The sequence below is a fragment of the Pseudomonas sp. NBRC 111132 genome (assembly GCF_001320565.1).
Taxonomy (GTDB): Bacteria; Pseudomonadota; Gammaproteobacteria; order Pseudomonadales; family Pseudomonadaceae; genus Aquipseudomonas; species Aquipseudomonas putida_P.
Genome location: NZ_BCBI01000030.1, coordinates 54,393 through 76,065, shown reverse-complemented (window position 1 = coordinate 76,065; position 21,673 = coordinate 54,393). Strand labels below are relative to the sequence as shown.

17 protein-coding genes are annotated in these 21,673 nt (G+C 62.2%); 11 read left to right on the top strand and 6 right to left on the bottom strand.

The genetic code is table 11. The features are described 5' to 3' along the window. Positions 1 to 238 precede the first annotated feature (238 nt). The 3 genes from APH35_RS15830 to APH35_RS15820 form a co-directional block, all read right to left on the bottom strand. Entirely contained in the window at positions 239 to 3,049 is a 2,811-nt protein-coding gene (locus APH35_RS15830; RefSeq protein WP_060494572.1) for an FAD-binding and (Fe-S)-binding domain-containing protein, read from the bottom strand. A 75-nt stretch (positions 3,050 to 3,124) separates the two neighbouring features. Next, a complete protein-coding gene (lldD, locus tag APH35_RS15825; protein WP_012274264.1) occupies positions 3,125 to 4,270 on the bottom strand; it encodes an FMN-dependent L-lactate dehydrogenase LldD in 1,146 nt (381 codons plus the stop codon). A 63-nt stretch (positions 4,271 to 4,333) separates the two neighbouring features. Then, entirely contained in the window at positions 4,334 to 6,004 is a 1,671-nt protein-coding gene (locus APH35_RS15820; RefSeq protein ID WP_012274263.1) for a lactate permease LctP family transporter, read from the bottom strand. A gap of 254 nt (positions 6,005 to 6,258) precedes the next feature. On the opposite strand from APH35_RS15820, the gene APH35_RS15815 reads away from it, so the two are divergent. Beyond that, positions 6,259 to 7,026 (top strand): FCD domain-containing protein, encoded by a 768-nt coding sequence (locus APH35_RS15815; protein ID WP_012274262.1) that lies wholly within the window; start codon positions 6,259 to 6,261, stop codon positions 7,024 to 7,026. A 132-nt stretch (positions 7,027 to 7,158) separates the two neighbouring features. Here the strand turns inward: APH35_RS15815 and smpB are convergent, their stop codons facing one another. Then, on the bottom strand, positions 7,159 to 7,641 hold the full coding sequence (gene smpB, locus APH35_RS15810) for an SsrA-binding protein SmpB (RefSeq protein ID WP_012274261.1): 483 nt from the start codon (positions 7,639 to 7,641) through the stop codon (positions 7,159 to 7,161). Between the two features lie 163 nt (positions 7,642 to 7,804). Between smpB and APH35_RS15805 the strand changes: the two genes are divergently transcribed. Further along, entirely contained in the window at positions 7,805 to 8,239 is a 435-nt protein-coding gene (locus APH35_RS15805; protein ID WP_012274260.1) for a type II toxin-antitoxin system RatA family toxin, read from the top strand. 62 nt (positions 8,240 to 8,301) lie between these two features. Here APH35_RS15805 and APH35_RS15800 read toward each other — a convergent pair whose 3' ends face one another. Next, positions 8,302 to 8,838, bottom strand: a complete 537-nt coding sequence (locus APH35_RS15800; RefSeq protein WP_012274259.1) for an outer membrane protein assembly factor BamE — start codon at positions 8,836 to 8,838, stop codon at positions 8,302 to 8,304. A gap of 97 nt (positions 8,839 to 8,935) precedes the next feature. Here APH35_RS15800 and fur point away from each other — a divergent pair, with 97 nt between their 5' ends. Continuing rightward, a complete protein-coding gene (gene fur / locus APH35_RS15795) occupies positions 8,936 to 9,340 on the top strand; it encodes a ferric iron uptake transcriptional regulator (protein ID WP_012274258.1) in 405 nt (134 codons plus the stop codon). 116 nt (positions 9,341 to 9,456) lie between these two features. On the opposite strand, the gene recN is transcribed toward fur, so the two are convergent. Beyond that, a complete protein-coding gene (recN, locus tag APH35_RS15790) occupies positions 9,457 to 11,130 on the bottom strand; it encodes a DNA repair protein RecN (RefSeq protein WP_012274257.1) in 1,674 nt (557 codons plus the stop codon). Positions 11,131 to 11,320: 190 nt separating this feature from the next. Between recN and grpE the strand changes: the two genes are divergently transcribed. From grpE to APH35_RS15750, 8 genes are all read left to right on the top strand, one after another. Next, positions 11,321 to 11,875 (top strand): nucleotide exchange factor GrpE, encoded by a 555-nt coding sequence (gene grpE / locus APH35_RS15785; protein WP_012274256.1) that lies wholly within the window; start codon positions 11,321 to 11,323, stop codon positions 11,873 to 11,875. Between the two features lie 101 nt (positions 11,876 to 11,976). After that, complete coding sequence (gene dnaK / locus APH35_RS15780; RefSeq protein WP_060515079.1) at positions 11,977 to 13,902, top strand: molecular chaperone DnaK; 1,926 nt, start codon at positions 11,977 to 11,979, stop codon at positions 13,900 to 13,902. A 194-nt stretch (positions 13,903 to 14,096) separates the two neighbouring features. After that, positions 14,097 to 15,221, top strand: coding sequence for a molecular chaperone DnaJ (gene dnaJ, locus APH35_RS15775; protein ID WP_012274254.1), 1,125 nt, complete (start codon positions 14,097 to 14,099; stop codon positions 15,219 to 15,221). Positions 15,222 to 15,234: 13 nt separating this feature from the next. Continuing rightward, positions 15,235 to 16,038, top strand: a complete 804-nt coding sequence (dapB, locus tag APH35_RS15770) for a 4-hydroxy-tetrahydrodipicolinate reductase (protein WP_060515078.1) — start codon at positions 15,235 to 15,237, stop codon at positions 16,036 to 16,038. A gap of 264 nt (positions 16,039 to 16,302) precedes the next feature. Next, a complete protein-coding gene (gene carA / locus APH35_RS15765) occupies positions 16,303 to 17,439 on the top strand; it encodes a glutamine-hydrolyzing carbamoyl-phosphate synthase small subunit (protein WP_003249935.1) in 1,137 nt (378 codons plus the stop codon). Positions 17,440 to 17,544: 105 nt separating this feature from the next. Further along, the gene (carB, locus tag APH35_RS15760) at positions 17,545 to 20,766 is read left to right on the top strand and encodes a carbamoyl-phosphate synthase large subunit (protein ID WP_012274252.1); all 3,222 of its coding nucleotides are present in this window, start codon (positions 17,545 to 17,547) and stop codon (positions 20,764 to 20,766) included. A 2-nt stretch (positions 20,767 to 20,768) separates the two neighbouring features. Next, the gene (greA, locus tag APH35_RS15755) at positions 20,769 to 21,245 is read left to right on the top strand and encodes a transcription elongation factor GreA (RefSeq protein WP_024717413.1); all 477 of its coding nucleotides are present in this window, start codon (positions 20,769 to 20,771) and stop codon (positions 21,243 to 21,245) included. Beyond that, positions 21,223 to 21,672 carry a hypothetical protein gene (locus APH35_RS15750; protein ID WP_012053750.1) on the top strand — a complete coding sequence of 150 codons (450 nt, stop codon included), beginning with the start codon at positions 21,223 to 21,225 and terminating at the stop codon, positions 21,670 to 21,672. Before greA ends, APH35_RS15750 begins: the two co-directional genes overlap by 23 nt. Position 21,673 lies beyond the last annotated feature (1 nt).

Sequence of the window (21,673 nt, the reverse complement as noted above, 5' to 3'; positions counted from 1 at the left end):
GGCGGGGCGATATGAGAGGGGGGGATGGCACCGGCTTTGCCGGTGTTCGCGGCTGAAGCCGCTCCCACTGGACCGTGCTTGGCCCGGGCTTGCGCTGTACCTGTGTAGGAGCGGCCTTGTGTCGCGATCGGGCTGCGAAGCAGCCCTAGGATGTCAGCGTGGGTGCATAAATCGTGGGGCCGCTTTGCGGCCCGATCGCGACACAAGGCCGCTCCTACAAAGGTGAAGGTGCCAGCCTTTAGATGCTGCGGGGGCGGGTGACGCGGTCTACTAGGTAGACCAGGCCGTGGTAGTCGATGCCGCTGTGGCTCGACAGGCCAATCTCGCAGGTGCGGCTGGTGGAGATGCCTTCGCTGCAATACTGCACCGCATCTTTCAGGCTGCGCAGCGAATGGGCGTTCAGCTCGGGGGTGGTGAAGCCTTTGTCGCCGGCAAAGCCGCAGCAATGAATGCCTTCGGGGATGACCACCTGTTTGCTGCAACGCCGCGCCAGGTCGATCAGCGCCTGGCTTTCACCCAGATGCTGGGTGCTGCAGGTCACGTGCACGGCTACGGGTTCGTCCTGGGGGGTGAATTCCAGGCGGTCGAGCAGGTGGGTGCGAATGAAGCGCACCGGGTCGTACAGGTCCAGCCGGGTGTCGCCCAGGTCTTGCACCAGGCGCAGGGTGCAGGGGCTGGTGTCGCAGTAGATCGGGTCGAGGCCGCCACGGCTGGCGTGCAACAGGGCGTTGATCAGTTCCTGGCGCTTGTGTTCGGCCTGCTCGGGGTAGCCCTTGGAGGCGAACGGCTGGCCGCAGCACAAGCTGTCGGCGTTGTCGGGGAACACCACTTGGTAGCCGGCCTTTTCCAGCAGGGCGCGGGTTTTGTCCAGCAGCGAGCTTTGTTCGCGGTCGACGTAGGCCGGGCCCATCACCCGTGAAACGCAGGCCGCCAGGTACACCACGCGGGGGCGGGCATCGTTGCTGGCCGGGCCGAAGCTGATCGGGCGCAGGGGTTGCGGCATGGCCGGGGTCCACTGTGGCAGGCGGCCTTTGCTGGCTTTGCTCAGCGAGGCGCTCAAGCGGCCCAGGCGCGGGGCACCCAGCAGCTTGCGGGCGGTGTTGGCGGCAGTGAGAGTCAGGCGCGCACCGCTCAGGGCGGTGTGGAAATGTTCGGCCAGCCAATCGGCGGTTTTTTTGTGGTCGGCGGCCTGGCTACGCAGTTTCTTCACCAGTTCGCCGGTGTTGATGCCGACCGGGCAGCGCTGGGCACATAGGCCAGTGGCGGCGCAGGTGTCGATGCCCTGGTACTGGTAGGTCTGCATCAGTTCGCGGGTGTCGATGCCGGCGCGTTGCTTGGCCTTGATGTCACGCCACATGACGATGCGCTGGCGTGGGCTGAGGGTCAGGCCCTTGGACGGGCACACCGGTTCGCAGAAGCCGCATTCGATGCACTTGTCGACGATTTCGTCGGCGGCAGGCAGTGGCTTGAGGTTTTTCAGGTGGATGTCCGGGTCTTCGCTCAGCACCACGTCGGGGTTGAGAATGCCGTTGGGGTCGAGCAGGCGCTTGAGCTGCCACATCAGCTGGTAGGCGTCATGGCCCCATTCCAGCTCCACGAACGGCGCCATGTTGCGCCCGGTGCCGTGTTCGGCCTTGAGCGAGCCACCGAACTCCACCGCCACCAGTTGCGCCACGTCGTCCATGAACGCCTGGTAACGGGCGACTTCTTCGGCGCTGTTGAAGCCCTGGGTGAAGACGAAGTGCAGGTTGCCTTCCAGTGCATGGCCGAAAATGATCGCTTCGTCATAGCGGTGCTTGTCGAACAGCTGGATCAGGCGGTTGACGCCTTCGGCCAGCTGTTCGACGGGGAAGGTGACGTCTTCGATGATGACTGTGGTGCCGGTCTGACGCACAGCGCCGACAGCGGGGAAGGTGTCCTTGCGGATTTTCCACAGCTGGTTGTACACGGCCGGGTCTTCGCTGAAGTCCACCTGTTGTTCCAGTGGGTAGTCGGCGATCGAGGCCATCACCTGTTGCAGTTGCTCGTGCAGCAGGCTTTGGCTGGCGGCGCGGGACTCGATCAGCAAGGCGCAGGCGTTGTCCGACAGGCCTTTTACCCACAGCGGCATGCCAGGCATGTTCTGCACCGAGCGCAGGCTGCGGCGGTCGAGCAGTTCCACGGCCGAGACTGGCTGGTGCTTGAGCACGGTCACCGCGCGGCAGCAGCTTTCGACGCTGGGGAACACCAGCAGGGCGCTGGCCTTGTGCGGGTGGTCGGGCACAGTGTCGTAGGTGACGGCGCTGATGAAGCCCAGGGTGCCTTCGGAGCCAACCAGCAGGTGTTGCAGGATATCCAGCGGCTGGTCGTAGTCCACCAGTGCGTTCAGTGACAGGCCGGTGGTGTTCTTCAGCCGGTATTTGTGTCGGATGCGTTCGGCCAGCGCGGTGTTGGCGCGGGTTTCGCGGCCCAGGCGGGCCAGCGCCTCCAGCAGCTCGGCGTGGCTGGTTTCGAAGGCGGCCACGCTGGCCGGGTCTTCGCTGTCCAGGCGGGTGCCGTCGGCCAGCACCAGGCGCAGGCCGGCCAGGGTGTGGTAGGTGTTCTGCGCGGTGCCGCAGCACATGCCACTGGCGTTGTTGGCGACGATGCCGCCGATCTTGCAGGCGTTGATCGAGGCCGGGTCCGGGCCGATCTTGCGGCCGAAGGGGGCCAGCCAGGCGTTGGCCTGGGCGCCGATCACGCCAGGTTGCAGGCGGATCTGCTCGCCTTGGCCGCGGATTTCCTTACCCCCCCAGCTGTCGCCGAGTACGATCAGCACCGAGTCAGTGATGGCCTGGCCGGACAGGCTGGTGCCGGCGGCGCGGAAGGTGACCGGCACCCGCTCGCGCTGGGCCAGTTTGATCAGGCCGACCACTTCGTCCTCGGACTCGACGCGTACCACCAGCTTGGGGATCAACCGGTAGAAGCTGGCGTCGGTGCCGAAGGCCAGGGTGGAAGTGGGGTCGTCGAAGCGGCGTTCGGCGGGTATCAGGCGCTCGGCATCACGCAGGAACGCGGCGGGCAGGCTCATGCAATCTCCTCGCGGGGCTGTGGCGTCTGTGCGCCACATGCCCCGGGTCAATCAGGCGGTCGTTCTTGCAGGCGGTCAGGCGCCCAGTTCGCGTACCAGCGAGTCGCGGGTGATCTCGCTGATCGACTTGGCACCGGTCAGCACCATGGCCACGCGCATTTCTTTCTCGAACAGCTCCAGCAGGTTCTTCACGCCAGCCTGGCCATGCACGGCAAGGGCGTAGAGGAAGGCGCGGCCGATCAAGACGGTGTCGGCGCCCAGGGCGATCATGCGCACCACGTCGAGGCCGCTGCGAATGCCGGAGTCGGCCAGAATCTTGAGGTCGCCCTTGACCGCGTCGGCAATCGCCGGCAGGGCGCGGGCACTGGACAGCACGCCGTCGAGCTGGCGGCCGCCGTGGTTGGACACGACGATACCGTCGGCACCGAACTTGACCGCATCGCGGGCGTCGTCGGCATCGAGGATGCCCTTGATGATCATCGGGCCGTCCCAGTACTCACGAATCCATTCCAGGTCTTTCCAGGAGATGGACGGGTCGAAGTTGTTGCCCAGCCAGCCGATGTAGTCGGCAAGGCCGGTTGGGTTGCCACGATATTTGGAAATGTTGCCCAGGTCATGCGGGCGGCCCATCACGCCGACATCCCATGCCCACTCTGGGTGGGTCATGGCTTGCAGCACGCGGCGCAGCGGGCCGTTCTTGCCGCTCATGCCGGAGTGGGCGTCGCGGTAGCGGGCGCCGGGCACTGGCATGTCGACGGTGAATACCAGGGTCTTGACCCCGGCAGCCTTGGCCCGCTCCAGGGCGTTACGCATGAAGCCGCGGTCCTTGAGCACATACAGCTGGAACCACATCGGCCGGTCGATGGCGGGCGCCACTTCTTCGATCGGGCACACCGACACCGTGGACATGGTGAACGGGATGCCATGGGCGGCCGCCGCACGCGCCGCCTGCACTTCGCCACGGCGGGCGTACATGCCGGTGAGGCCGACCGGGGCCAGGGCCACCGGCATGCTCAGGGTTTCGTCGAACAGGCGGGTGGAGAGGCTGAGCTCGGACATGTTGTTCAGCACGCGCTGGCGCAGGGCAATGCTGGCCAGGTCCGAGACGTTGTGGCGCAGGGTGTGCTCGGCGTAGGCGCCGCCATCGGCGTAGTGGAACAGGAAGGGAGGCAGCTTGCGTTGGGCCGCGGCGCGATAGTCGGTAGAGGCAGAAATGATCATGGATTCTCGCAGCGTTGCTTGTGGGGAGTGCCGGGCGCGCGATGGCGCCCGGCCCCTTTCACTTTAGTGATGAACCAGCATGCCGGTCAGCCAGTAAGCCTGGATCAGGGTGATCAGGCCGACGATGGTGGCGAAGAACAGGCTGTGCTTGACGGTGAAGCGGAACAGGTCCGATTCCTTGCCCACCAGGCCGGTGGCGGCGCAGGCCACGGCGATCGATTGCGGCGAGATCATCTTGCCGGTCACGCCGCCGCTGGTGTTGGCCGCTACCAGCAGGGTGTCGTTGACCCCGATCTGGTGCGCGGTGGTGGCCTGCAGCGAGCTGAACAGGGCGTTGGACGAGGTGTCCGAGCCAGTCAGGAACACGCCCAGCCAGCCGAGGAACGGCGAGAAGAACGGGAATGCAGCGCCGGTGCCGGCCAGCACCAGGGCCATGGTCGAGGACATGCCGGAGTAGTTGGTGACGAAGGCGAAGGCCAGCACCATGCCGATCGACAGAATCGGCCAGCGCAGTTCCCAGAAGGTTTCTTTGAAAGTGGTAAGACCAGTTTTGAAGTTGATCTTCAGCACCGCCATGGAGATCAGTGCCGAGAGGAAGATCGCGGTGCCGGTGGCGGAGATCGGGTCGAGCTTGAACACCGCAGGCATGGCGGTCGGCGCGGCAACGATCGGTGCGGTCTTGATCACCAGCTGGTCGAGGTGTGGGATGGCGAAGTTGAACACGAAGTTGTACATCGCGCCGCCTGGGGCGAACGCTGCCTTGAACGGCTTCAGGGTCCAGATGGTGACCAGCACGGTCAGGATCAGGAACGGTGACCAGGCCTTGAAGATTTCGCCAAAGCTGTAAGGGCTAGGCTGGCTGCCGCTTGGCTGCACCACGGCGGCGCCGACGCTGCCCTTGGCTTCGCTGAACGAGCGCTTGGGCTGCCAGACCTTCAGGAACAGGGTGAGGCAGATCAGGCTGGCCAGTGCCGAGGTGATGTCTGGCAGCTCTGGGCCGATGAAGTTCGAGGTGAAGTATTGGGTGACGGCGAAGCTCAAGCCGGCGACCAGCGCTGCAGGCCAGGTTTCCTTCACGCCGCGCAGGCCGTCCATCATGAACACCAGCCAGAACGGCACGAACAGCGACAGCAGTGGCAGTTGGCGGCCGGTCATGGCGCCGATGTGGAAGGCGTCGATGCCGGTGACCTGGCCGGCCACGATGATCGGGATGCCCAGGGCGCCGAAAGCCACCGGTGCGGTGTTGGCGATCAGGCACAGGCCGGCGGCGTACAGCGGGTTGAAGCCCAGGCCCACCAGCAGCGCGGCAGTGATTGCCACGGGTGCGCCAAAGCCTGCAGCGCCTTCCAGGAAGGCACCGAAGCAGAAGCCGATCAGCAGCACTTGCAGGCGCTGGTCGTCGGTAATCGACAGCACCGAGCTGCGGATCACCTCGAACTGGCCGCTCTTGACCGTGAGTTTGTACAGGAACACCGCGGCAACGATGATCCAGGCAATTGGCCAGAGGCCGTAGAGGAAGCCGTAACCCGCGGCGGCGAAGGCCATGTCGACAGGCATCTGGAAGGCGAAGATCGCCACCAGGATCGACAACGCGAGGGTGATGCTGCCCGCTACGTGGCCCTTGAGGCGGAACACGGCGAGGGCCAGAAAGAAGAACACGATGGGGATGACCGCCGCCAGTGCGGACAGGCCAAGACTACCAAGCGGGCTATAGAGTTGTTGCCAGGTTTGCATATGGGGTGGCCCCTAATTGTTGTTGGTCAGCACTGGCATTGGATAATTGGTAAGACCAATTTACAATGGCTGGTCGCTAGGTTAAAAGCGTTGTCGTGGGTGTGTCAATTTGTCCTGCGCAAAACTTTGGTCGCGTGCCGATGAGCGGGCACCTGATGCGCTGGGAAAATCGCGGCTTGATGGGTGTGTGCGCGGCCTGGATCGGCGAGAATAGGCGCCCCTGAAATTTGCTGGGGGTTTGTGGAGAGCATGTGATGGTTTTTGATCAGGTCCGCCAACGGCGCCTGTCCGACGACATTGTCGATCGGTTGGAAGGGATGATTCTGGAAGGCACGCTGACCTCGGGGCAGCGGCTGCCGGCCGAGCGCGTCCTTGCCGAGCAATTTGGTGTGTCCCGCCCGTCACTGCGTGAGGCGATCCAGAAGCTGGTGGCCAAAGGGCTGCTGGTCAGCCGTCAGGGCGGGGGCAATTTTGTTGCCGAGTCGCTGGGGTCCACCTTCAGCGACCCATTGCTGCAGTTGCTCGAGCACAGTGCTGAGGCGCAGCGTGACCTGCTCGAATTCCGCCATACCCTGGAGGCGTCGTGTGCCTACTATGCTGCCCAACGAGCCACCGAGCCTGACCGAGCGCGGCTGAAGGCGGCCTTCGATGTGTTGCAGGACTGCTATGCCAGGGTCGACGAAGTGACTCGGGCGGAGGAGGGCGCGGCGGATGCACGCTTCCACCTGGCGATTGCCGAGGCCAGCCATAACGCAGTGTTGCTGCATACCATTCGGGGGTTGTTCGACCTGCTCAAGCGCAACGTGGTGACTAACATTGGCGGCATGTACCAGCAGCGCACCGAAACCCGGGACATGCTGATCAGTCAGCACCGGGAGCTGTACCTGGCGATTGTCGAGGGCAGGGCGGAGGATGCGCGCGAGGTGTCCAGCCGGCACATTCTGTATGTGCAGGAGGTGCTGCAAGAGGCGCACGAAGAGGCGCAGCGGGTGGCGCGGGCAGAGCGGCGTAGCGGGCGTTGAGATTTGTGGTGGCAATGCTGGCCTATTCGCGGGTGAACCCGCCCCCACAGGGTTCTCACAGCCTTCAAGGGCAGTGATATACCTGTGGGGGCGGGTTTACCCGCGAAGAGGGCCGAACAGGCGAAAGAAGATCTAGTCTTCCTTGCCCTTGTTCCGCACAGCCCGCTGCAGCTCGCGGTTGGAGTCGCGCTCGCGCATGGTGTCGCGCTTGTCGAACTCCTTCTTGCCCTTGCCCAGTGCGATTTCGCACTTGATCAGGTGCTTGCTCCAGTACAGCGCCAAGGCCACGCAGGTGTAGCCTTTTTGCGCCACGGCCGCTTCCAGGCGCTCAAGCTCGCGCTTGTTCAGCAGCAGCTTGCGGGTGCGGATGGGGTCGGCGATGACGTGGGTGCTGGCGGTGGTCAGCGGGGTGATGTGGCTGCCGAACAGCCAGGCTTCACCGTCCTTGAGCAGCACGTAGCTGTCGGTCAGGTGCGCCTTGCCAGCTCGCAGGCTTTTTACTTCCCAGCCGGACAGGACCAGCCCGGCCTCGAACTTGTGTTCGATGAAGTAATCGTGTCGCGCTTTCTTGTTTTGCGCGATGGTCCCGGTCGGATGTTTTTTTTGCTTAGCCATAGGGGCGGCATTATAGGCAAGTCCGCGCGTCGTCCGCTATGGGATTTCGGTGTGCTTGAGCCACCGGAATGAATACCGGACAATACAACCCCTGTCATACGCACAGAACCTGTTTTCGGCACGCTGCGAAGCGCCGCCACCCAGCCTTGGAAGTGACGCCTGGATGACTACCCATATTCAACGCTCCGCCCTGCTGCCATACCCCGCCCAGGCGCTCTACGATCTGGTCAACGATGTGGCCAGCTACCCTGAGTTTCTGCCGTGGTGCTCGGCCTCGACGGTGATCGAAGCCAGTGACACGCACATGCGGGCCAAGCTCGAAGTGGCCAAGGGCGGCATGAGCCAGCACTTCGTCACGCGAAATGTGCTGGTGCCAGGGCAGTCCATCGAGATGAACCTCGAAGAGGGGCCATTCACTCAGCTGCATGGTGTGTGGGTGTTCAAACCGCTGGGTGAAAAAGCCTGCAAGATCAGCCTGGACCTGTCCTTCGATTATGCCGGGCCGATCGTGCGTGCCACGTTGGGGCCGCTGTTCAATCAGGCAGCCAACACCCTGGTCGATGCCTTCTGCCAGCGCGCCAAGCAATTGCATGCCTGACGGATAAGGCGCAAAAAAAAAAGCCCGGACCAGGTCCGGGCTTTTTTGTATCTGCTGTGCGATTACCGGGTTTCCAGCGGTGCTGGCGTCGGGACTGGGGTGGTCTCGATGGTATCGATTTCGCGCTGGATGGACTCTTCGGTCGAACCAGGCTTGGCTGGTTTTTCCACCGGCTGCGGTGCCGGCTGTTCGGCCTGGCCTGGCTCGGTGGCTGGGCTGACGGTGGTGTCGCTGCTGCCGCCGAGGATTTCCTGGTCGCGGCTTACGCCCGGCATGAAGTCGCCAGACAGGCTGACCAGTTGGTCGCTTTCGTTGAAGAAGATGCTCATGCGCTCTTGCTGGCGTTTACCGCCACCAGGCTGCAGGCTGTACAGGTAATCCCAACGGTTGGTGTTGAAGGTATCCTGAATCAGCGGGTTGCCCATGATAAACCTTACTTGCCGTCGGGTCATTCCCGGGCGTAATTGGTCTATCATGTCTTGCGTGACGACATTGCCCTGCTGGATGTCGATTTTGTAAACCCCGGGAAACGAGCAACCGGCGAGTGCGAGCAGTCCCACTAGGGTGAGGCTGGTTAGCAAGAGCTTGGTGTTTTGCATCGGTGGGCGACTTCCACTATCTTGGCTGGACAACGTAAACCCCGATCATACCCGTATTAAGAGAAGCTGCGAAGCAGCATCGGCGAGAAAGCTGACCATGGTTGAAAATAGCGAATTGCGCAAAGCCGGTCTCAAGGTGACCCTGCCTCGAGTAAAGATCCTTCAGATGCTCGACTCTACCGAGCAGCGTCACATGAGTGCAGAGGATGTCTACAAGGCGCTGATGGAGGCTGGGGAAGATGTGGGCCTGGCCACCGTCTATCGCGTGCTGACTCAGTTCGAAGCGGCGGGTCTGGTGGTTCGCCACAACTTCGACGGCGGCCACGCGGTGTTCGAACTGGCCGATGGCGGTCACCACGACCATATGGTGAACGTGGATACCAGTGAAGTCATCGAGTTCATGGATGCCGAAATCGAGAAGCGCCAGCGCGAAATCGTGGCCGAGCATGGCTACGAGCTGGTGGACCACAATCTGGTCCTGTACGTGCGTAAGAAGAAGTAACGATTTATATCGTTATGAATAGCAAAGGCGACCTTCGGGTCGCCTTTGTGCTTTCTGAGGGTCTTAAGGCAATGCAGGTCGCTTTCACAACAACTGCATTGGCCTGGTAGAGCAGCTCAAGCCTTTCCAGAAACCACCATCTTGCGCGCATGCGCCAAGGACTCTTTGGTCAGGTCGATGCCGCCCAGCATCCGCGCCACTTCTTCTACCCGCTCACGTTTGCCCAGGCTGGCCACGGCGGTGTGGGTGGTATCACTGTTGCGCACCTTGTGTACGAACAGGTGATGATGCCCTTGTGCTGCTACCTGTGGCAGGTGTGTCACGGTCAGCACCTGGCCACGCTCGCCCAGGCGACGCAGCAATTGGCCGACGATTTCGGCAGTGGGGCCGCCGATACCCACGTCGACTTCGTCGAATACCAGGGTCGGGATGCGCGAGGTCTGTGCCGTGATCACCTGGATCGCCAGGCTGATACGCGACAGTTCGCCGCCCGAGGCCACCTTCGCCAGGCCTTTGAGTGGTTGGCCGGGGTTTGCGCTGACCAGCAGCTCGATCTGCTCCAGGCCATGGGGTGAGAGGTCGGAGCCCTCGTTAGGTGTCAGCTCGATGCAGAAGCGACCGCCAGGCATGCCCAGGCGCTGGATTTCCTGTTCGACGGCGCCCGCCAGTTGCTGGGCTGCCTGCTGACGCAGGCCGCTGAGTTCGCGGGCCTTCTCTTTATAGTGCTGGGCGAAGGCGGCAAGCTCTTCACCCAGGCGCTCGATCGACTCGTCACTGGCGTTAAGGCCTTCGATTTCTTCCATCAGCCGTTGCTGCAGGTGAGGCAGTTCGGTGGGGTGCACGCGGTGTTTGCGCGCCAGCGTATAGAGGGTGTCGAGGCGCTCTTCCAAGGCCTGCAGGCGCATCGGGTCGGCATCGAAGTTGTCGAGGAAGCGGTTGAGTTCGCCCACGGCTTCCTCGACCTGGATTTGCGCGCTGGCGATCAGGTTGGCTGCTTCGCCCAGTGCCTTGGGTGAGTTGGTGGCGGCACCCAGACGATTGAGGCAGGAGGTGAGGGCACTGAGCACGTTGCCCGAGTCGCTCTCGCTGCACTGGTCGATGACCTGGCGACAGATGCCGAACAGGGCTTCGGCGCTGGTCAGGTTCTTGTGCTCCTGTTCCAGCTGCTCCAGTTCGTGCTCGCCAAGGCCCAGGTTGTCCAGTTCTTCCAGTTGGTAGCTGAGCAGTTGGTGGCGGGCGCGCTGCTCGTCGCCGGAATTGGACAGGCGCTCCAGCTCCAGGCGGGTCTGGTTCCAGCGCTTGGCCGCCAGCTGTACCTGGCGGGCCAGGTCGACCGCGCCTGCATACTCGTCGAGCAAGCGGCGATGGGTGTCGGTCTTGAGCAGCGACTGGTGCTCGTGCTGGCTATGGATGTCGATCAGCAGTTCGCCCAGCGCTTTAAGGTCGCCAAGCGGGCAGGGCGTGCCGTTGATGTAGCCGCGGCTGCGGCCTTCGGCGGTGATCACCCGGCGCAGGATGCACAGGCCGTCGTTGTCCAGGTCGCGCTCGGTCAGCCAGGCATGCGCCTCGGGGATGTCCACCAGGTCGAAGGTGGCGAGGATGTCTGCCTTGTCGGTGCCGGGGCGCACCACGCCGCTGTCGGCCCGGTCGCCCAGGGCCAGGCCAAGGGCATCGAGCATGATCGATTTGCCGGCGCCGGTCTCGCCGGTGATGACAGACATGCCACGGGCGATTTCGAGGTCGAGGTGCTCGACGATGGCGTAATTGTGAATGGACAGGTGCACCAGCATGGGGCGGCTCCCGAAAGTCAGGTCTGGTTATTTATACAGTACTTTTTTCAGGCCTGCCAATGCCCCTTGGCAGATTCTGTTGCGGCCCTGAAAACGACCTTGCCCCTTGAAGCTGGTTTTTCAGGCCCCATATAGCCGGCAGACACGGCGAGCTTTGCTCGTACTACAGAAATTGCGGAGGAGAGAACCCATGGCTGACGATCAGCTGAACGAGAAAGACCTTAATGCCGAAGAAGCCGCTGCAGTGGATAACGGCGCCCGCGTTCAGGAGCTCGAGGAGCAGCTGGCCGCCGCCAAGGATCAGTCCCTGCGTGTCGCAGCAGAAGCGCAGAACAGCATTCGCCGCGCCGAGCAGGAAGTCGACAAGGCCCGCAAGTTCGCCCTCGAGAAATTCTCCAGCGACCTGCTGCCGGTGATCGACAGCCTGGAACTGGCCTTGGCTCACTCCAGCGCCGACGACGAGCACGTCAAGCAGATTCGTGAAGGCGTCGAGCTGACCCTGAAGATGTTCCAGGACACCCTCAAGCGCTACAACCTCGAAGCTGTCGACCCGCACGGTCAGCCGTTCAACCCTGAGCACCACCAGGCCATGGCCATGCAGGAAAACGCCGAAGTAGAGCCAAACAGCGTGCTGAACGTGTTCCAGAAAGGCTACCTGCTGAATGGCCGCCTGCTGCGCCCCGCCATGGTGGTGGTCAGCAAGGCGCCGGCTGCCCCGCAACCTTCTATCGACGAGAAGGCTTGAAATTAGTCCGGGCATCCCCATCTAGGTGTCAAGCGATCAAGTATTACCGCAGTTGGCCGAAGTAGCCGCTGCCGCCAAATTCAAGTTTCGGGAGAGTTAACATGGGCAAAATCATCGGTATCGACCTGGGGACCACCAACTCGTGCGTCTCCATTCTGGAAAACGGTAACGTCAAGGTCATCGAAAACGCCGAAGGCGCGCGTACTACCCCTTCGATCGTGGCTTATGCCAACGACGGCGAAATCCTGGTTGGCCAGTCGGCCAAGCGCCAGGCTGTGACCAACCCGCACAACACCCTGTTCGCAGTGAAGCGCCTGATTGGCCGCCGCTTCGAAGAAGAAGTCGTGCAGAAAGACATCAAGCTGGTGCCATACAAAATCGTCAAGGGCGGTAACGGCGACGCTTGGGTACAAGCCGGCGGCAAGGACATGGCGCCACCACAAATCAGCGCCGAAGTGCTGAAAAAAATGAAGAAGACCGCCGAAGACTACCTCGGCGAGCCTGTCACCGAGGCGGTCATCACCGTTCCGGCCTACTTCAACGACAGCCAGCGCCAGGCCACCAAGGATGCCGGCCGCATCGCTGGTCTGGACGTCAAGCGCATCATCAACGAGCCGACCGCCGCTGCTCTGGCTTACGGCATGGACAAGGCCAAAGGCGACCACACCGTCATCGTTTATGACCTGGGTGGTGGTACCTTCGACGTTTCGGTCATCGAAATCGCCGAAGTCGACGGTGAGCATCAGTTCGAAGTACTGGCCACCAACGGCGACACCTTCCTGGGTGGCGAAGACTTCGACATGCGCCTGATCGACTACCTTGTCGACGAGTTCAAGAAAGAGTCCGGCATGGACCTGAAGAACGATCCGCTGGCCCTGCAGCGCCTGAAAGAAGCTGCCGAGAAAGCCAAGATCGAGCTGTCCTCGACTCAGTCGACCGACGTCAACCTGCCGTACATCACCGCAGATGCGACAGGTCCGAAGCACCTGAACGTGAAAATCTCCCGCGCCAAGCTGGAGTCGCTGGTTGAAGACCTGGTTGAACGTACCATCGAGCCTTGCCGCATCGCCCTGAAAGACGCCGGCATCGACGCCAGCAAGATCGACGACGTGATCCTGGTCGGTGGCCAGACCCGTATGCCGCTGGTGCAGAAAACCGTTGCTGACTTCTTCGGTAAAGAAGCGCGCAAGGACGTCAACCCGGACGAAGCAGTTGCCATGGGTGCTGCCATCCAGGGCGCGGTATTGGCCGGTGACGTGAAAGACGTACTGCTGCTGGACGTCAGCCCGCTGACCCTGGGTATCGAAACCATGGGTGGCGTGATGACCGCGCTGATCGAGAAGAACACCACCATCCCGACCAAAAAGTCGCAGGTGTTCTCGACCGCCGATGACAACCAGGGCGCCGTGACCATTCACGTGCTGCAGGGTGAGCGTAAGCAGGCTGCGCAGAACAAGTCGCTGGGCAAGTTTGACCTGGCTGACATTCCGCCAGCACCACGTGGTGTACCGCAGATCGAAGTGACCTTCGACATCGACGCCAACGGCATCCTGCACGTTGGCGCCAAAGACAAGGCCACCGGCAAGGCTCAGTCGATCGTGATCAAGGCCAACTCCGGTCTGTCGGACGAGGAAATCGAGCGCATGGTGCGTGACGCCGAGGCCAACGCCGAGGAAGACCGCAAGTTCGAAGAACTGGCCGCTGCCCGTAACCAGGGTGACGCGCTGGTGCACTCGACTCGCAAGATGGTCGTTGATGCCGGTGACAAGGTCACTGCTGAAGAGAAGACCGCGATCGAAGCTGCCGTGGTTGCCCTGGAAGCCGCTGTCAAAGGCGACGACAAGGCCGCAATCGACGCCAAGGTCGAAGAGCTGTCCAAAGTCTCTGCCCCGGTTGCCCAGAAGATGTACGCCGAGCAGTCGGCCGAACAGCCTCAGGGTGGCGCGCAGCAGGCCGAGCCGGAAGCCAAGCACGATGACGTGGTTGACGCCGAGTTCGAAGAAGTGAAAGGCGACGACAAGAAGTAATCGTTGCATGTTGTCGGCCAGTTCACCGGTGTTTGCCGGTGAACTGGTAGGATGTCGCCGCGCGGGGGCTTGCTCCCGCGTTGGCGTATCTGGAATTCGAGAATTTTTACAGCATCTGTCAGCGCTCCTTGGGGGTGGGCAGGTGTTGACGGCGCGGCGCAGATGCCTGACGCCTAACAAGGTGCAAATGACCTATGTCCAAGCGTGATTATTATGAGGTCCTGGGTGTCGAGCGCGGCGCCAGCGAAGCTGACCTCAAGAAGGCGTATCGCCGTCTGGCGATGAAGTATCACCCGGACCGCAACCCGGGCGATAAAGAGTCGGAAGACAAGTTCAAGGAGGCCAACGAGGCCTACGAAGTGCTGTCTGACGCGAGCAAGCGCGCGGCCTTCGACCAGTATGGCCACGCTGGCGTCGACCCAAGCATGGGTGGCGGCGGTGCCGGCTTCGGTGGCGCCAACTTCTCCGACATCTTCGGTGATGTGTTCAGCGATTTCTTCGGTGGCGGCCGCGGTGGCGGACGTGGCGGTGCCCAGCGCGGCAGCGACCTGCGCTACACCCTTGAACTGAACCTGGAAGAAGCGGTGCGCGGCACCACGGTCAGCATTCGCGTGCCTACCTTGGTCAACTGCCAGCCTTGCGACGGTTCTGGTGCCAAGAAGGGTTCGACCCCTTCGACCTGCCCGACCTGCGGCGGCATCGGCCAGGTGCGCATGCAGCAAGGCTTCTTCTCGGTGCAGCAGACCTGCCCGCGCTGCCATGGCCAAGGCAAGATCATTACCGACCCGTGCACCTCGTGCCACGGCGAAGGCCGTGTCGAAGAATACAAGACGTTGTCGGTCAAGGTGCCGGCGGGTGTTGATACCGGTGACCGCATTCGCCTGTCGGGCGAGGGTGAGGCCGGTACCCATGGTGGCCCGACCGGTGATCTGTACGTGGTGATCAGCGTGCGTGAGCACGAGATCTTCCAGCGCGACGGCAAACACCTGTACTGCGAAGTGCCGATCAGCTACACCGATGCCGCCCTGGGCGGCGAGCTGGAAGTGCCGACCCTGGATGGCCGCGTGAAGCTGAAAATTCCGGAAGGCACCCAGACCGGCAAGCAGTTCCGTTTGCGCGGCAAGGGCGTTGCTCCGGTACGTGGTGGTGGTGCGGGCGACCTGCTGTGCCGCGTAGCGGTGGAAACCCCGGTCAACCTCAGCCGCCGCCAGCGCGAGCTGCTCGAGGAACTGCGTGATTCGCTGGAAGGCGACAGCTCCCACTCGCCCAAGGCCAGTGGCTGGTTCGATGGCGTGAAGCGCTTCTTCGGCGATCTCTGACAAGGAAATGGCTATGCGACGTATTGCGGTAATGGGTGCGGCTGGGCGGATGGGCAAGACCCTGATCGAAGCCGTACAGCAAACCCCTGGTGCTGGGCTGACGGCGGCGATCGATCGCCCTGACAGCTCGCTGGTGGGCGCTGATGCTGGTGAGCTGGCGGCCCTCGGCCGGATCGGAGTGTTGCTCTCCGATGACCTGGCCAAGGTGGCTGACGAGTTCGACGTGCTGATCGACTTCACGCACCCTTCGGTGACCCTGAAGAATCTGGCGTTCTGCCGCAAGCACGGCAAAGCCATGATCATTGGCACCACGGGCTTCTCTGTCGAAGAGAAGCAGTTGCTGGCCGAGGCTGGCAAGGACATTCCAATCGTGTTCGCCGCCAACTTCAGCGTGGGTGTGAACCTTAGCCTCAAGTTGCTGGATATGGCGGCGCGGGTGCTGGGTGATGATGTCGATATCGAGATCATCGAGGCGCACCACCGGCACAAGGTCGATGCGCCGTCGGGTACTGCATTGCGCATGGGTGAAGTGGTTGCCAATGCGCTGGGGCGTAACCTGCAGGAAGTGGCGGTGTATGGCCGCGAAGGCCAGACCGGCGCGCGTGATCGCAAGACCATCGGCTTCGCTACCGTGCGGGCCGGCGACGTGGTGGGCGATCACACCGTGTTGTTTGCTGCCGAAGGCGAGCGCCTGGAAATCACTCACAAGGCCTCCAGCCGCATGACCTTCGCCAAGGGTGCCGTGCGTGCGGCGCTGTGGCTGGATGGGCGTGAGCCTGCGCTGTACGACATGCAGGATGTGCTCGATCTGCGTTAAGCCGCTACGCGGTGTTGGTTTCTTCGCGGGTTTGCCCGCGAAGAAACCAACATGGACGTCAGCCTGTCGCATTCATGTGTTTTAGAGACACATCCACGGTAGACCGAAAACGCACTTTTCTGTAAGCTACAGCTTTAGTGTGTCCACTAAAAGCGCGCAGCGAATTGAATTCAGCACATGAAAGCGGGGTGACGTGTCCATACGTCACTCCGCTTTTTTGCAACCTGCGATCGCCCTTTCATGCTTGATTTACGGGAGGTCTTCTTGACAAAGCCAGCCATACTCGCCCTTGCCGACGGCAGTATTTTTCGCGGTGAAGCCATTGGTGCCGACGGTCAGACCGTTGGTGAGGTGGTATTCAACACCGCTATGACCGGCTACCAGGAAATCCTTACAGACCCTTCCTATGCGCAGCAAATCGTTACCCTGACCTACCCGCACATCGGCAACACCGGCACCACGCCGGAAGATGCCGAGTCGAACCGCGTCTGGTCCGCTGGCCTGGTCATCCGTGACCTGCCGCTGCTGGCCAGCAACTGGCGTAACACCCAGTCGCTGCCTGAGTACCTCAAGGCCAACAACGTCGTTGCCATCGCCGGCATCGACACCCGCCGCCTGACCCGTATCCTGCGTGAAAAGGGCGCCCAGAACGGTTGCATCCTCGCCGGTGACAACATCAGCGAAGAAGCCGCCATCGCCGCTGCCCGTGGCTTCCCAGGCCTGAAGGGCATGGACCTGGCCAAGGTTGTCTCCACCAAGGAACGCTACGAATGGCGCTCCAGTGTGTGGGAGCTGAAAACCGACAGCCACCCGACCATCGACGCTGCCGACCTGCCGTATCACGTGGTTGCCTTCGACTACGGCGTCAAGCTGAACATCCTGCGCATGCTGGTTGCCCGTGGCTGCCGCGTGACCGTGGTGCCGGCCCAGACCCCGGCCAGCGAAGTGCTGGCACTCAACCCGGACGGCGTGTTCCTGTCCAACGGCCCTGGTGACCCCGAGCCGTGCGACTACGCCATCCAGGCGATCAAGGAAATCCTCGAAACCGAGATCCCGGTATTCGGCATCTGCCTCGGTCACCAGCTGCTGGCCCTGGCTTCCGGCGCCAAGACCGTGAAAATGGGCCATGGCCACCATGGTGCCAACCACCCGGTCCAGGACCTGGACACCGGCGTGGTCATGATCACCAGCCAGAACCACGGCTTTGCCGTTGACGAAGCCACCCTGCCGGGTAACGTCCGCGCCATCCACAAGTCGCTGTTCGACGGCACCCTGCAAGGTATCGAGCGTACCGACAAGAGCGCGTTCAGCTTCCAGGGCCACCCTGAAGCGAGCCCAGGCCCGACCGACGTCGCGCCACTGTTCGATCGTTTCACCGATGCCATGGCCAAGCGCCGCTGAGCATCCTGCATCAAGGCCCCGGGCCGGCTCCTGCCGCGCCCGGAAGCGCCTGACCCAGATTGTTCAAAGCGGCTTGCCGACTGACCCCGGATTTGAGTGACCACCATGCCAAAACGTACAGACATCAAAAGCATCCTGATTCTCGGCGCTGGCCCGATCGTGATCGGCCAGGCCTGCGAATTCGACTACTCCGGCGCCCAGGCCTGTAAAGCCCTGCGCGAGGAAGGTTTCCGCGTCATCCTGGTGAACTCCAACCCAGCCACCATCATGACCGACCCGGCCATGGCCGACGCCACCTACATCGAGCCGATCAAGTGGCAGTCGGTGGCCAAGATCATCGAGAAAGAGCGCCCAGACGCCGTATTGCCGACCATGGGTGGCCAGACTGCACTGAACTGCGCCCTGGACCTGGAGCGCCACGGCGTTCTGGAGAAGTTCGGCGTAGAGATGATCGGTGCCAACGCCGACACCATCGACAAGGCTGAAGACCGTTCGCGCTTCGACAAGGCGATGAAGGACATCGGCCTGGAGTGCCCGCGCTCCGGTATCGCCCACAGCATGGAAGAGGCCAATGCGGTCCTCGAGAAGCTCGGCTTCCCATGCATCATCCGCCCGTCGTTCACCATGGGTGGCACTGGCGGTGGTATTGCTTACAACCGTGAAGAGTTCGAAGAAATCTGCACCCGTGGTCTGGACCTGTCGCCGACCAAAGAGCTGCTGATCGACGAATCGCTGATCGGCTGGAAAGAGTACGAGATGGAAGTGGTCCGCGACAAAAAGGACAACTGCATCATCGTCTGCTCCATCGAAAACTTCGACCCGATGGGTGTGCACACCGGTGACTCGATCACTGTCGCTCCGGCACAGACCCTGACCGACAAGGAATACCAGATCATGCGCAACGCCTCGCTGGCGGTGCTGCGTGAAATTGGTGTGGAAACCGGCGGTTCCAACGTGCAGTTCGGCATTTGCCCGAACACTGGCCGTATGGTCGTGATCGAGATGAACCCGCGCGTTTCGCGTTCGTCCGCCCTGGCTTCCAAGGCTACCGGCTTCCCGATCGCCAAGATCGCCGCCAAGCTGGCCATTGGCTACACCCTCGACGAGCTGCAGAACGACATCACTGGCGGCCGCACCCCGGCTTCCTTCGAGCCGTCGATCGACTACGTCGTTACCAAGCTGCCACGCTTCGCCTTCGAGAAATTCCCGAAAGCCGACGCCCGCCTGACCACCCAGATGAAATCCGTGGGTGAAGTCATGGCCATCGGCCGTACCTTCCAGGAATCCCTGCAGAAAGCCCTGCGCGGCCTGGAAGTCGGTGCTTGCGGCCTCGACCCTAAAGTCGACCTGGCCAGCCCGGAAGCTGCCAGCATCCTCAAGCGCGAGCTGACCGTGCCGGGTGCCGAGCGTATCTGGTACGTGGCTGACGCCATGCGTTCGGGCATGACCTGTGAAGAAATCTTCGCCCTGACCGGCATCGACATGTGGTTCCTGGTGCAGATGGAAGATCTGATCAAGGAAGAAGAGAAGGTCAAGACCCTGGCCCTGTCGGCGATCGACAAGGACTACATGCTGCGCCTCAAGCGCAAGGGCTTCTCGGATCAGCGTCTGGCTGTGTTGCTGGGCATCACCGACAAGAACCTGCGCCGTCACCGCCACAAGCTGGAAGTGTTCCCGGTGTACAAGCGCGTCGACACCTGCGCCGCCGAGTTCGCCACCGACACCGCCTACCTGTACTCCACCTATGAGGAAGAGTGCGAGGCCAACCCGTCGACCCGCGACAAGATCATGATCCTGGGTGGCGGCCCTAACCGTATCGGCCAGGGTATCGAGTTCGACTACTGCTGCGTGCACGCTGCCCTGGCGCTGCGTGAAGACGGTTACGAGACCATCATGGTCAACTGCAACCCGGAAACCGTCTCTACCGACTACGACACTTCCGACCGTCTGTACTTCGAGCCGCTGACCCTGGAAGACGTGCTGGAAGTCTGTCGCGTCGAGAAGCCGAAAGGCGTGATCGTTCACTACGGCGGCCAGACCCCGCTGAAACTGGCCCGCGCTCTGGAAGAAGCTGGCGTACCGATCATCGGTACCAGTCCTGACGCCATCGACCGCGCCGAAGACCGTGAGCGCTTCCAGCAGATGGTTCAGCGCCTGAGCCTGCTGCAGCCGCCAAACGCCACCGTGCGCAGTGAAGAAGAAGCCATCCGCGCTGCGGGCGGCATCGGTTACCCGCTGGTTGTGCGCCCATCCTATGTACTGGGCGGCCGCGCCATGGAAATCGTCTACGAGCTGGACGAGCTGAAGCGCTACCTGCGTGAAGCGGTTCAGGTGTCGAACGACAGCCCGGTACTGCTCGACCACTTCCTCAACTGCGCCATCGAGATGGACGTGGATGCGGTGTGCGACGGCACCGACGTGGTCATCGGCGCGATCATGCAGCACATCGAACAGGCCGGCGTTCACTCCGGTGACTCGGCGTGCTCGCTGCCTCCTTACTCGCTGAGCAAGGAAGTGCAGGACGAAGTCCGCGTACAGGTCAAGAAAATGGCCCTGGAGCTGGGCGTGGTCGGCCTGATGAACGTGCAGCTGGCCCTGCAGGGCGACAAGATCTACGTGATCGAAGTCAACCCGCGTGCCTCGCGTACCGTGCCGTTCGTGTCCAAGTGCATCGGCACTTCCCTGGCCATGATCGCCGCCCGCGTCATGGCTGGCAAAACCCTGAAAGAGCTGGGCTTCACCCAGGAAATCATCCCGAACTTCTACAGCGTCAAGGAAGCCGTCTTCCCGTTCGCCAAGTTCCCAGGGGTTGACCCGATCCTCGGCCCTGAGATGAAATCGACCGGTGAAGTCATGGGTGTCGGTGACAGCTTCGGTGAAGCCTTCGCCAAGGCTCAGATGGGTGCGAGCGAAGTGCTGCCGACCGGCGGTACCGCGTTCATCAGCGTGCGTGACGACGACAAGCCACAAGTGGCAGGCGTTGCTCGCGACCTGATCGCCCTGGGCTTCGAAGTGGTTGCAACTGCTGGCACCGCCAAGGTTATCGAGGCGGCTGGCCTGAAAGTACGACGTGTGAACAAGGTGACCGAAGGTCGCCCGCACGTGGTCGACATGATCAAGAACGACGAAGTGTCGCTGATCATCAACACCACCGAAGGCCGCCAGTCGATCGCCGATTCCTACTCGATTCGTCGCAATGCGCTGCAGCACAAGATTTACTGCACCACGACCATTGCGGCCGGTGAAGCCATCTGCGAAGCGCTGAAGTTTGGTCCGGAAAAGACCGTTCGTCGCTTGCAAGATCTGCATGCAGGACTGAAAGCATGAGCATTACCAAGTACCCGATGACCGTCCAGGGCGCTCGCGCCCTGGAAGAGGAGCACCTGTTCCTGAGCAAGACCGAGCGCCCACGCCTGAGCCAGGCGATCGGTGAAGCACGTGAGCTGGGTGACCTCAAGGAAAACGCCGAATACCATGCTGCCCGTGAAGAGCAGGGCATGGTCGAGGCGCGTATCCGCGATATCGAAGGCCGTCTGCAGAATTCGGTCGTGATCGACGTGACCACGATCCCTCACACCGGCAAGGTGATTTTCGGTACCACCGTGGTACTGGCCAACACCGAAACCGATGAAGAGGTGACCTATCAGATCGTCGGCGAGGATGAAGCCGACGTGAAACAGGGCAAGCTCTCGAGCGGTGCGCCGATTGCCCGTGCCATCATCGGCAAGGAAGAAGGTGATACTGTCGTCGTCAAGACGCCTAGCGGCACGGTCGAGTACGAGATTGTCGAAGTCAAGCACATCTGACCGGCGCCTGCGGGCGCCATCCCTCGAGGGGATCCTCTGGCAATTGGCCCAGGTGTTCTGGGTCGGTGGCCTGTGGGTGTTCCATGTGGGGCTGGTGCCTGCGCTCAAGGTCAGTGGCCTGGCGCCGCTGCTGGTGCAGGATATCGCCGGGCAGATCGACCGCTGGTTGATCGGCGTGGCGTTGCTTGGTTTGTTGACCCAGCTTGCGGTGCTGGCGAGGGTGGACGGCCTGGCGGCCTGGTGGCGGCAGTTTCGTGGCCAGATGTTGTTGCTCGGTTTCGGTGCGTGCGTGGGGTATTACACCTTGCGCTACGGTATTTCCGTAGGCGAGCGCTGGCAGATGTTCTGTTTCCTGGTGCTGGGTTTTTCCGGCATCGTGCTGGTGGCCCAACCGGTCCCGGTCAGGGCGCGTTCACCGCGCCACTGAT